This is a genomic window from Flavobacterium sp., from assembly GCF_004295795.1.
GTDB lineage: Bacteria > Bacteroidota > Bacteroidia > Flavobacteriales > Flavobacteriaceae > Flavobacterium.
This window is the reverse complement of sequence record NZ_SEBR01000032.1, coordinates 23,036-35,367: the sequence shown is the minus strand read 5'-3', so window position 1 is coordinate 35,367 and position 12,332 is coordinate 23,036. Positions and strand designations below refer to the sequence as shown.

General features: G+C 47.0%; 10 protein-coding genes. 9 read left to right on the top strand and 1 reads right to left on the bottom strand.

Translation table 11 applies throughout. From position 1 onward, the window contains the following. Window positions 1–545 precede the first annotated feature (545 nt). Window positions 546–1,115: a 2'-5' RNA ligase family protein gene (locus EOO49_RS18095; protein WP_290848287.1), complete on the bottom strand. Its 570-nt coding sequence runs from the start codon at window positions 1,113–1,115 to the stop codon at window positions 546–548. Window positions 1,116–1,387: 272 nt separating this feature from the next. Here EOO49_RS18095 and EOO49_RS18090 point away from each other — a divergent pair, with 272 nt between their 5' ends. From EOO49_RS18090 to EOO49_RS18050, 9 genes are all read left to right on the top strand, one after another. After that, on the top strand, window positions 1,388–1,951 hold the full coding sequence (locus EOO49_RS18090) for an RNA polymerase sigma factor (RefSeq protein ID WP_290848285.1): 564 nt from the start codon (window positions 1,388–1,390) through the stop codon (window positions 1,949–1,951). After that, window positions 1,935–2,606, top strand: coding sequence for a hypothetical protein (locus tag EOO49_RS18085; protein WP_290848283.1), 672 nt, complete (start codon window positions 1,935–1,937; stop codon window positions 2,604–2,606). The genes EOO49_RS18090 and EOO49_RS18085 overlap by 17 nt, the downstream gene beginning before the upstream one ends. Before the next feature lie 30 nt (window positions 2,607–2,636). After that, window positions 2,637–3,761 (top strand): hypothetical protein, encoded by a 1,125-nt coding sequence (locus EOO49_RS18080; protein ID WP_290848281.1) that lies wholly within the window; start codon window positions 2,637–2,639, stop codon window positions 3,759–3,761. 555 nt (window positions 3,762–4,316) lie between these two features. Then, window positions 4,317–6,272, top strand: a complete 1,956-nt coding sequence (thrS, locus tag EOO49_RS18075) for a threonine--tRNA ligase (protein ID WP_290848279.1) — start codon at window positions 4,317–4,319, stop codon at window positions 6,270–6,272. Window positions 6,273–6,344: 72 nt separating this feature from the next. After that, complete coding sequence (infC, locus tag EOO49_RS18070) at window positions 6,345–6,866, top strand: translation initiation factor IF-3 (RefSeq protein WP_290848290.1); 522 nt, start codon at window positions 6,345–6,347, stop codon at window positions 6,864–6,866. 301 nt (window positions 6,867–7,167) lie between these two features. Continuing rightward, entirely contained in the window at window positions 7,168–7,365 is a 198-nt protein-coding gene (gene rpmI / locus EOO49_RS18065; protein ID WP_176007463.1) for a 50S ribosomal protein L35, read from the top strand. 119 nt (window positions 7,366–7,484) lie between these two features. Then, on the top strand, window positions 7,485–7,829 hold the full coding sequence (gene rplT / locus EOO49_RS18060; RefSeq protein WP_290848276.1) for a 50S ribosomal protein L20: 345 nt from the start codon (window positions 7,485–7,487) through the stop codon (window positions 7,827–7,829). A 931-nt stretch (window positions 7,830–8,760) separates the two neighbouring features. Further along, window positions 8,761–10,269: a bifunctional GNAT family N-acetyltransferase/carbon-nitrogen hydrolase family protein gene (locus tag EOO49_RS18055; protein WP_290848275.1), complete on the top strand. Its 1,509-nt coding sequence runs from the start codon at window positions 8,761–8,763 to the stop codon at window positions 10,267–10,269. A gap of 488 nt (window positions 10,270–10,757) precedes the next feature. Next, window positions 10,758–12,278 (top strand): DUF4394 domain-containing protein, encoded by a 1,521-nt coding sequence (locus EOO49_RS18050; RefSeq protein ID WP_290848274.1) that lies wholly within the window; start codon window positions 10,758–10,760, stop codon window positions 12,276–12,278. Window positions 12,279–12,332: the final 54 nt, after the last annotated feature.

Genomic DNA, 12,332 nt, shown 5'->3' with positions numbered 1-12,332 from the left:
ATCCTGAGCCAGGATCAAACTCTTCATCGTATATTTTAATAACGTACGACTCCGAAGCCTACTCAAAATAAATCTTCTTGGAAACATTTAAGTCTCCTTACTCTCTGCTTACTCCAGATTTCTCTGAAGTGCTGTCAATCCAATATGTCTATGAACTTTCAATCGTGTTTCGCTTGTGTCTCAAAGCGGGTGCAAAAGTACAACTTGTTTTCAAACTCACAAGCTTTTTTTGAAGTTTTTCTAAAAAAATTTCTTTTAGCTTGATTCTCAATTACAAAGAGCGTTTTTTGCCTGTCTTTCTAAAAAGACGGATGGCAAAGATATAAACTCTTTTCATTTCGAGCAAAACTTATTTGCTTCGAGTTATCAACAATCTGTTTTTCAATGAACCTTTATTCCCTTGCGGGCTGCAAATATAGAACCTCTTTTTCGATATTACCAAATCGTAAACACACATTTTTTTGATGTTTTTCGCAACTGATGCAATCTGAAAGGATTAGCATTTGAAAAATTTCAAATCAATCGCGACTTTGGCTAGTTTTTCCTCAAAAACCGAGGTTTCCTTGCGTTGGTATAAACATTTCGAAACCCAAAAAAGGGAATGATTCAACCACGTCGTACTGCATTCGCGAGCGATTGAACCTTCGCAAACCCAGTCGGTCAAATGAAAAAGATAGGCTCGGGCGTTCCGTAGCGAAAGCCTCGTATGCAATTTCAAGCTGAGAGGTGGTCAATTGGCGACCAATGGACATGTGCGGGTCATCGGACATCTTCGAATTAAAGTCCGAATGCAACTTATGAAACAAAATCATCATATACTTTATATAGGTATACGACTCCGAATCTGGAGAAAGGAAGAAAGCGCCATTGGAGTAATGCCCGAAAGCATCAAACCGGATTTCCTTTGCGAAAGCAAGAGTACAGAATTCCTGAACCACCTTAATCCTGGATTCGAGTTCGGCATCCTCGCACCGGAAAACATTGAAGGTAATGTGCGCCTCCGAATTCACACTGCCGAATCGCGTGCCCAAAGCAGATTTCAGTTTCTGTTTCATGTCGCGCACCTCTCCTACTATATAAGGAGGCGGACAAATGGCGAAAGAGTATTGTTCCATATGGCTAAGTTACCGCAATTTTCGGCTTTAGGATTTTGCGTGAGGGATAGCAGCGGCATCCTTTTGGGTTCGCGCGACAGCAGCGGACCCAAAAGATACAGCGGATAGCCCGACGGCGGCTTCCAAAGAATGTGCTCACAAAGACGATTGCTACTGCCGACACTATCGCTGCTTAAAAACCTCGCCGCCGGCACGCCCAAACAAAAAAAAATCAAAGTGCCAGGCAACTTCTACATTTGCATTTCCGTCTATGCAATAGAAACACGAGACACTTGAAGATAATTACGCTATACGAATCGGAAGAGACGCTAATCAGGAAAGCGCTCAAACGCGACACCAAGGCCGAGGAAAAGCTGTTCAGGAAACACGCGCCCCGAATGCTAAGCGTGTGCCGCAACTATATTTCCGATCTGCATTATGCCGAAGATGTCATGATCACCGCTTTCGCCAAAGTATTCGACAACCTCGCCAAGTTTCGCTTCGAGGGAAGTTTCGAAGGTTGGATAAGACGCATCATGGTTCGGGAAGCCGTCGATTTTTTGAGAAGCCGAAAGCAGATGCAGTTTTCCGAAGTAATAGAAGCGGAACATTTCAGCATCGAAGCTGAAGCCGACGAATTCGACACGGACGCACTCCAGCTTCTGATCGACGCGCTGCCAGACGGCTATCGAACCGTTTTGGTCATGTTCGCCATCGAAGGATATTCCCACAAGGAAATCGCCGAAATGCTGTCGGTATCAGAAAGCACATCGAAGACACAATTGTTCAAGGCCAGAAAACTGCTGCAACACCAATTGAACGAACAAAACGAAAAAGCGCATGGAAAAGGATTTTGAGAAAGAGTTGGGACGCAAGTTCAATGGGCGCACGATCGAACCGTCCGGGAATGCCTGGGAACGCGTGAATCTGCAACGCGGCAAAGTCGCAAAGAAACGCACACCTATCATATATTGGATTGCGGCCGCAGTGATTTTGGGAATCGGGATTTCTTTCATGGATTTCAGAGGCGAAAAGCCGATCCAGTCCACACCTATCGCAACGAGTGAAACAGCTGTGCTTCCATCGGTCAAGCCGAAACAAAACGTCCAGAAAGTCGCACCTATATATAAGGTAGGAAATCACGAGGTAAAATTCGTCAACCCGACGCCATTCATCAACGAGGAAATCGTCCAAATCCGACAGCCCGAAACAGCAATCGACCAACCGATCGCGCCTGTCGCGAAGTCGGTTCAGCAACAAAAAGCCGATCAGATTCTCATCGCGCTCGAACAAATGGCCGCATCCGGAAGACAACCGACCACAGACGACGTCGACCTTTTGATAGAAAAAGCGAGAAAGGAAATCGCCGCCGGACGAGGATTGCCCCAACAAACAGATGCGAATGCGCTACTCAAAGACAGCGAATCGGAACTCGACGAAAGCTTCCGCAGCGGGATTTTCGAGAATCTCTTCAAGCAAAAAAGGATCCGGGTAGCTTTCGGAAACCACTGACCATAATCAAACACTAAAGTTTCTATCATCATGAGAAAAATCATTTTCGCCGTTTTGGCGACAGCCCTTGCCATGCCTTGTGTGAAGGCACAGAACATTCCGCAGCATTCGGCCGATCCCGTTCTCGATTCGGTCGCGCAAAAAAACGTCCAGAATCGCAGCAAGTATTTACTCAAAGACCTCGAGGAAGAAAAAGTCCGCGTCGAAAAACAAGAAAAGTTCAAGCTTAAACAAACGCTGGCCTACATCAACACGCGTCTTGAGAAAAAGGAAATCACGCCCGAAGAAGCCCAAAAACTCAAGGAAGACGCCGCGAAAGAAGCCGCGCTGAACATCGACAACAAATTGGCGATCATCGAAAACCAACGCCAATTGGCCGAGCGCACCAACAGCAATTGGACGTTCCAATACGACCAGGGATCGACGCTTGAGCTCGGTTTGGGCAATTCGTATGACGACAACGGCAGTTTCCTTTTGGGTCTCGGATATGAGAGCAAGACCAAAAAAGTCCAGTACGACAAGCGCACTTACACAGACATTGTTGTCGCCGGCGGAATCTCGAACGCGCTTTCGAGCGAACGTTCCCTGAAAGAATCGCCATATAAGATCTGGAAAAGCGGATTCGCCGAACTCGGATTCACGTTCCGTACCCGCTTGCTGAAAGACTCGAACTATTGGCGTCTCGCCTACGGAACGTCGCTTCAGATCCACTCTTTCGAGCTCACCGGAAACCGTATTTTTACCGTCGACGGCGACCACACCAACTACACTGATTTCGACGAAAACCTCAAATACCAGAAATTGCGCGTCACGAATCTCGTCTTTCCGGCCTATCTCGAATTCGGGAATTCCAAAAAACTCGAGTTCTACGACAAGATGCGCTACAGCACGATCGACAATTGGAAATTCGGGATTGGCGGCTATGCGGGCATGAACCTTTGGCAAAACCAAACGCTGCGATACAAAGAAAACGGACGCAAGATCGAAGACCGCGAACGCCGCTCGTTCAACGCCAGCAACTTCATCTACGGCGTGGGCGCCTACGTCGGATTCGGCCCGACCGCGCTCTACGTGAACTACGACCTGAATCCTTTATTCAAGAACGGACCGCAAAAAGAAAACGTCCTTTCCCTGGGATTGCGCATCGACCTTTGATTTCATTTTATTTTTTGGGCGTTACCCCAAACAAAAAGCAGCTTCAAGGGCTGCTTTTTTGTTTGCGGTCGGGCTGGCGGCACTCGCTTTTTGCCGCGGAAACTCCAGTAGAACCACAAAAATTATCCAGCGGCAAAAGAGCTTAGACAAAGCCGCCATCCCTAACGCGGAGACACGGTAACGACAAGAGTAAATTCCAATCGACAAAAATCAGCGAAAATCCAAAATGAAAAGCATTAAAATCCGTGAAATCCGTGCATCCGTGGCAAAAGAACCCGGACGAAGTCCGCGATGACAATCGGCGACAAAGCTGATGAATCCGAAAACTAAAAATGGCTTGTAAACTGCGTTGGACTGCGCGGCAAAAAGAAAATCCGCAAGCGCGAAAAAAACGAGTAGGTTTCGGGCGGAATTACTGAACTCAAGCCCGAAAACCAAAGAATCCGCGGCGAAAAAAAATATTCGTTTCCAACCAAAAATCCAACCCAAAACATTACTAATTATTGGCCATTAATTCCTAATTGTCAATTATATTTGCAAACCTAATTTCAAATCATGATCAAGATAACATTGCCCGACGGCTCGGTAAAAGAGTTTGAAAATGGCGCAACTCCAATGGACGTCGCCAAAAGCATAAGCGAAGGTTTGGCCAGAAACGTAATTTCGGCCGCATTCAACGGCACGACCGTCGAGACCGAAACGCCTCTTACCACTGACGGTTCTTTGGTTCTTTACACATGGAATGACAAGGACGGGAAAAAGGCGTTCTGGCATTCCACTTCACACGTTTTGGCCCAGGCGTTGCAGGAAATTTATCCAGGCGTGAAACTCACGATAGGACCTGCGATCGACAACGGTTTTTACTACGACGTCGATTTTGGCGACATCAAGATTTCAGATGCCGATTTCAAAGCGATCGAAGACAAGATACTCGAGATCGCGCGCGGCAAATTCGAGTTTACGATGCGTTCGGCTTCGAAGGCTGATGCGCTTGCCTTTTATCAGAAGGAAAACAACCCATATAAGGTAGAATTGATCGAGAACCTGCAAGACGGCACGATCACTTTCTGCGACCATTCGACGTTTACCGATTTGTGCCGCGGCGGACACATTCCGAACACCGGAATCATCAAGGCCGTGAAAATCATGTCGGTTGCGGGCGCTTACTGGCGCGGAGACGAGAAGAACAAACAGCTTACGCGCGTTTACGGCATCTCGTTCCCGAAGCAAAAAGATTTGACCGATTACCTGGAACTTCTTGAAGAAGCCAAACGTCGCGACCATCGAAAACTCGGCAAGGAGTTGGAATTGTTCGCGTTTTCTCAGAAAGTGGGACAAGGTTTGCCGTTGTGGTTGCCGAAAGGTGCCGCATTGCGCGACCGTTTGGAGCAATTCTTGAGAAAAGCCCAGAAAAAAGCAGGTTATGAGCAAGTCGTTACGCCTCATATCGGGATGAAGGATTTGTATGTGACTTCTGGTCATTACGCCAAATATGGAGCCGATTCTTTCCAGCCGATACACACGCCGGCCGAAGGTGAGGAATTTCTGCTGAAGCCGATGAACTGTCCGCATCACTGCGAGATTTATGCCGTAAAACCTTGGTCATATAAGGATTTGCCGAAGCGCTACGCGGAATTCGGAACGGTTTACAGGTACGAACAATCGGGCGAATTGCACGGATTGACACGCGTTCGCGGATTCACTCAGGACGACGCCCATATTTTTTGTACGCCCGATCAATTGGACGAAGAGTTCAAGAACGTGATCGACCTTGTCCTGTATGTCTTCGGATCGCTTGGATTCGAGAATTTCACGGCTCAGGTTTCGGTTCGCGATTTGGACAATCCGGACAAATACATAGGTTCTGTCGAGAATTGGGAAAAAGCCGAGCAAGCGATCATCAACGCGGCACGTGACAAAGGATTGAACTATGTGATCGAATCTGGAGAAGCAGCGTTTTACGGTCCGAAACTCGACTTTATGGTCAAGGACGCTTTGGGTCGCCAATGGCAACTCGGGACGATCCAGGTCGATTACAACTTGCCGGAGCGTTTTGAACTGACTTACAAAGGTTCGGATAACGAATTGCACCGTCCGGTCATGATCCACCGCGCGCCATTCGGCTCTATGGAACGTTTTATCGCGATTTTGCTCGAGCACACCGCAGGAAACTTCCCACTTTGGCTCATGCCGGAACAGGCTATCATCCTGTCTTTGAGTGAGAAGTATGAAAATTATGCGAAAAAAGTTTTAGAATTGCTCGAAAATCACGAAATTCGCGCCCTAATTGACAACCGCAACGAGACGATCGGAAAGAAAATCCGTGAAGCCGAAACCAAAAAATTCCCTTTCATGCTTATCGTTGGGGAAGAAGAGGAAAAGAACGGCACGATTTCGGTAAGACGTCACGGCCAGGAAGGCAAAGGAAACGTCACCGTAACGATCGACGAATTTGCGAGAATGGTCAATGACGAAATCAGCACAACACTCAAGACTTTCGGGTCTAACTAACACTAAATCAAAGTATAAACTTAAATTTTTCAAGCCATAGCATTAAGAAGTAATAATAGGGGTCCGGCCCGTATAGAAAAAAAGGATGCGCACCGCATCAACCAGCATATTCGCGGCGTTGTCGAGATTCGTCTCATTCGCGAAGGTGCAGAGCCGATTGTCGTTAAATTGACAGACGCTCTGAGAATGGCAGACGAGCAAGAATTGGATTTGGTAGAGATTTCTCCAAATGCGGTTCCGCCTGTGTGTAAGATCATGGACTACAAAAAGTTCGTCTACGAGCAGAAAAAACGCGACAAAGCCTTAAAGGCCAAATCGACGCAAGTGACGATCAAGGAAATCCGTTTTGGTCCTCAAACCGACGACCACGATTATGAGTTCAAGCGCAAGAATGCAGAGAAATTCCTCAAGGAAGGCTCGAAAGTAAAAGCTTTCGTTTTCTTTAAAGGACGTTCGATCATCTACAAAGATCAAGGGCAAATACTGCTTTTGAAACTTGCCACCGATCTCGAAGAATGGGGAAAAGTCGAGGCGATGCCAGTTCTCGAAGGAAAGCGTATGATCATGTTCATCGCAGCCAAGAAGAAGAAGTAAGCAAGTAAAAGTCGCAGTGGCAGATTTGGAATCACAATAGATTTCTTGTCGCGTCCACCGCAACCTAGCCCGGATGGCAGCGGTTAGCCTTTTGCAGAAAACAGCCAGCTTTTTCGCTTTTGCGGAAGCGACCAACGGAAGCTCTTCGCAAATGCAGAAAAACGGCGGTTTTCAAGAAAGCTAAAAGCGGACAGCCGGATTCAGCTTTAAAAAAAGAACGCACTCAGTAACTCGGATACTCGCTATCTCAGACACACTCAGGCGCAAAAAAGAGTAAGTCAAACCACAATAATTAGGAATTATGCCTAAAATGAAAACCAAATCCAGCGCCAAGAAACGCTTCAAAGTGACAGGTTCTGGAAAAATCAAAAGGAAACACGCTTTCAAAAGCCACATCCTTACCAAGAAGTCTAAAAAGCGCAAGCTCGCGTTGACTCACTCAGCTCTTGTTCACAAGACTGACGAAAAAAGCGTTAAACAACAATTGCGTCTTATCTAAGACCTAAATGTTGTCGTCAATCGATAGTCGGTTGATCGGTTAATCATTTATAACCCTGTAACGGGCTTCAAGTTCCTTCGATTCAATTCAGGACGCCTGCTGCAAAAAACAAGAAAAGTATGCCAAGATCAGTAAACTCCGTAGCTAAAAGAGCTCGCAGAAAAAAAGTATTGAAGCAAGCCAAAGGTTTCTTTGGTCGTCGTAAAAACGTTTGGACAGTTGCCAAAAACGCTGTCGAAAAAGCAATGTCGTACGCGTATCGCGACCGCAAAGCTAAAAAGAGAAATTTCCGCGCCTTGTGGATCCAGCGTATCAACGCCGGTGCACGTTTGGAGGGAATGTCTTATTCACAGTTCATCGGATTGGTAAAAAAGAACAACATCGAGTTGAATCGTAAAGTTCTTGCTGACCTTGCTATGAATCACCCGGAGGCTTTCAAAGCCATCGTGAACACAGTAAAATAAACGTTTTTATAAACTAGGAATGACTTACTTAAATCCCGCTTACAAGGCGGGATTTTTTTTGCTTAAGTCCCAAATTCCAAAATAACAAATTCCAAAGTTGTGCCGCAAATGCTACGTTTCGGAATAACCCTGAAAATCTCAAAAAAAAATCGATAACAAAGCCACGCTTGAGTTTGTGCTTATTGTTAGTTGAATTTGAGTTGGGATTTGTTCCGATCGCCATCGGGATTGGAATTTGGGATTTGAGATTTTATTATGGCGTTGCGCCGAACCAAATCCCGCCTCCGAATCAAACCCGTGCGGCGCCGGGCTTCCGGCTTTATCTTTTCGGGCTTGCTTCGCCGCCCTTGAAAAAGGATAACGCCTCAAATCCCTAACGCGAATCCCGATCGTACACCAAAATCTTGCGCACGACAAAACGCTTGGTTGCCAAAAACAAAGTGTCAAGTATCCATTTTTTTTAGCCGAGTCACAGACTCGGAAACGCCGTTGCGAAGTTGCAAACTTCGCAAACCCAAAAAACCAAAACATAGCAAAAAACGAGCAGAACACTCCAAAAGTTTGGTAATTACGTCCATACTTGCTTTAACACATTTACTAATCGAGCTAAAAAAACGAAGCAATCTCAACAGTTCCAAAAACACCAGCAAATTTCAAAATCCCGTGTAAAACGAAAAACCTTGCAGGTCAAGCGTAACACGAACCTTACAAGGTTGAAAAACCTTGCAGGTTGGCCTAAAGCTAAGAGCATGGGCGAAGCGCGGCGCGTCGAGTTGGAATTTGGAATTTGGAATTTGGTCACGATAGCTATCGGGATGGAATTTGGAATTTTAAACCTGAATTTTTCCAAATAAAACGCTAAACTTCCCACCAAATTCGGCCATTCGTTCCTATTTGCGTAAATTCTGAAAAACTAAGAAAACAAGACTTCATGAACATTGATATACGAAATCTGACAACAGACGATTACCAGGATTTGGCCGATTCCATGCGCGAGGCTTACGACACTTTGGGCGGACAGGTTTGGAGCGAAGCCAGCATCGGACGCCTGCTCAAACTCTTTCCCGAAGGCCAGCTTTGCATCGCGGTAGACGACAAAGTAGTGGCTTGCGCGCTGTCGATAATCGTCGACTACGATGAATTCGGTGACAAACACACCTATAGGTTGATTACGGGCGACTATTCGTTCTCGACGCACGATCCGAAAGGCGATACTTTGTACGGAATCGAGATTTTCGTGCACCCGGAATTTCGCGGGTTGCGCTTGGGCCGACGTTTGTACGAAGCCAGAAAACAACTCTGCGAGAATCTCAATCTCAAGAGCATCATCGCTGGCGGCCGCATTCCGGGCTATCACCAATATTCCGAAACACTTTCGCCACGCCAATACATAGACAAAGTCCGCAACAAGGAAATTTATGACTCGACGCTCACTTTCCAGATGGTGAACGATTTCCACGTGCGGAAAGTCCTTCAGAATTATCTTCCCGGCGACCACGAATCTAAGGAATTCGCGACATTGATCGAGTGGAACAACATCTATTATCAAGGCATTCACGCTTCTGCGCGATCGTCCATGAAAATCAGGTTGGGCTTGGTGCAATGGCAAATGCGTTTGTTTCCGGACATGGAGACATTCTACGAACAGGTGCGTTTTTTCATCGACGCAGTAAGCGGTTACCAATCTGACTTTATCCTGTTTCCCGAACTTTTCAACACGCCTTTACTCGAACCTTACAACCACTTGCCCGAGACGGAAGCCATGCGGAAATTGGCCGAAAAAACAGCCGAGATCAAGCAAAAAATGCACGAATATTCACTTTCGTATAACGTCAACATCATCACGGGAAGCATGCCGTTGCTCGATGACGGAAAACTTTACAACGTCTCTTATCTGTGCCATCGCACCGGAAAAGTAGACGAATTCAGGAAAATCCACATCACGCCCAACGAGCACAAATATTACGCGATGGTTGGCGGCGACAAGGTGGAAGTCTTCGATACCGACTGCGGAAAAGTCGGGATCCTGATTTGCTACGACGTAGAATTCCCTGAACTGTCCCGACTTTACGCCCAACAAGGCATGCAAATCCTTTTCGTCCCGTTTTTGACCGACACCCAAAACGGTTACACGCGCGTGCGTCATTGCGCTCAGGCAAGAGCGATCGAAAACGAGTGTTTTGTCGCAATTGCGGGCTGCGTCGGAAATCTTCCAAAAGTCAACAATATGGACATCCAGTTCGCGCAATCGGCGGTTTTTACGCCATCCGATTTCCAGTTCCCGACCAATGGAATCAAGGCCGAGACCACGCCAAACACCGAAATGATGCTGATCGCCGACGTAGACCTTTCGCTGCTGGACGAATTGCACCACTACGGCTCGGTGCGCATCATGAAAGACCGCAGACTTGATCTGTACGAAACGCGACTGCTTAAATAATTAATAATTATTAATTAAGAATTATTAATTGTATGGCGTTGCGCCGATCAAGCCCAATTTCCAAACAAATCCGTGCGGCGCCGGTCTTCAGTCTTTAGTTTTATCGGGCTTGCTTCGCCGCCCTCAAAAAGCTAACGCCTTACGCCCTAACGCAAAACGGGATTACGATCAAAAAATCCCCGTCGGAATAAAAAATCGCCTCGCTATTCCGGACTTTCAGCTTCGCCCAAAACCAATCCGAAATAGACAAGATGTATAGAACGGCAAAACTTTGGGGCTTTCTCAAATGGTTCCCCGGAAGTCGCGAAACGGAAATTCGACCAAGACTTCGGAATTTCTCACAAACCGACAATCCAACATTAAAACAACATTAGAAATTCAGCAATTAACTTAAAAAAGTGTATAATCTTTAAATTCTGTAAAACCAAGGCCGAACGTTGCTCGTACATTCAACCAAATAAATCATTAACACAAACACAGCAACAATCATGAAAAAAATTCTTCGATCACTGGTTTGCCTGAGTGCGCTCGCGGCGACCTTTACGAGTTGTAACAACGACGACGATGGCAACAATCCGAACAATCCGGGAACGGAAAAACCCAATCTCGAGTTTTACGGCCTAACTTCTGGCAACAGCTTGGTAAAGTACAACGCCAACAATTCCACAAGCGTGATCAGCACGACTCCGGTTACGGGTTTGCAATCTGGGGAAAATCTTCGCGCCATCGATTTTCGTCCGGGAACTGGGCAACTTTACGGAATAACTTCGGCCAATCGCCTTTACGTCATCAACACTACCAGCGGAGCGGCCACGGTCATAGGAACAACCGCTTTTGCTCCGGCTCTTGACGGGACGATGGTAGGATTCGACTTCAACCCGACAGTCGACAGAATTCGCGTCGTAACGTCAAGCGGACAAAACCTGAGACTTCACCCTGAAACCGGCGCGCTTGCTGCCGAGGACGGCGATTTGAATCCGGGAACGCCAAGCGTAGGTGCGGCGGCTTACACCAACAGCACTTCGGGCGCTTCTTCTACAGAACTTTTCGTTTTGGATTATGCCACCGGGACTTTGCACAAACAAGACCCGCCAAATGACGGGGTTTTGACTTCGGTCGGAAGCCTTGAAGTTACGGGAACGACTTCTGCTGACGGCGGTTTCGATATCTCGGCCAACGGAAACATCGCCTTGGCAAACCTTACCACAGACGGAATGGATCACCTTTACCAAATCAATCTCTCCACCGGAAAAGCTACAGATTTGGGCATGTTGTCCACGTCAATCATCGGAATCGCAATTCCAACGAATCCTGTCGGATATGCCGTTGATGCCGCAAACAATCTCCACACTTTCAATTTCTTGGATCCGGGAACGCCAGTTACCAAAGCGATTACCAATCTTCAAGCCGGAGAAAGCGTAGTCGGGATCGATATGCGTCCGGCGACAGGACAACTTTATGCGCTGGGAAGCACCGGAAGAATTTATGTGCTGAATACGGCAACCGGAGCGGCGGCAATGGTAGGAAGCGGACCGGTCGCGACGCTTGAAGGAACAGACTTCGGATTCGACTTCAACCCATTCGTGGACAGAATCAGAATCGTGAGCGACACAGGACAAAACCTACGCGTTCACCCAACTGACGGCGTTTTGGTCGCAGCCGATGGCGCCCTTAATCCGGGAACACCTAACGTGACAGCTGCTGCTTACACGAACAACTATCCGGGAACGGCCTCGACGGTTCTATACGACATCGACTCTACTACCGACATGCTCTACAAACAAGATCCGCCAAACAACGGAACGCTTGCCTCAGTTGGAGGTTTGGGAATCGACGTGATGGAAAACAACGGATTCGATATCGGAGGTGCCTCGAACACAGGCTACGCAATACTCACGGTAGGAACGACGGCCAAAATTTACTCGATCAATTTGACCACGGGAGCAGCTACTGCCGTGGCGAATTTCCCTTCATCGGTGAATGGATTCGCCGTTGGACTAGGTTTCTAAATCCATTCTCAACTCAATATTTGGATTGCCCGGCAGAAATGTCGGGCTTTTTTT